The 238-nt window shown below is 51.7% G+C and carries 1 pseudogene; it reads right to left on the bottom strand.

Annotated elements, in window-relative coordinates:
* Positions 1-238 (bottom strand): annotated as a pseudogene (locus D0T85_RS23330) (hypothetical protein); the annotation flags it as partial.

The following is a 238-nucleotide window of genomic DNA, read 5'->3' as shown; positions in this document are numbered from 1 at the left end:
TTCGGGTAAAGCAGGGGCTTTTTCGAGTAAGCGCAAAGCGGTGTTCTCTTCGCCATTCTCGATTAACAGGGCAGCGGCGTTGTTCATGGCAACGGGGTCACTGTCGAAGTATTTGGGAATGGTTTCCATGATTATCTTCTTATACTCGGGGCTGTCCTTGCCATACTCCAAGGCTACGCTGTACAACTCTAGTTGCGACAGGTTCTCGGGGTTGGTGTTCATCAGCTGACGGGCTTCG

This window comes from Bacteroides sp. 519, assembly GCF_010500955.1.
In the GTDB taxonomy this organism is placed as follows: domain Bacteria; phylum Bacteroidota; class Bacteroidia; order Bacteroidales; family Bacteroidaceae; genus Bacteroides.
Note: the sequence above shows the minus strand (reverse complement) of the source record. Positions and strands in the feature narration are given on the sequence as shown.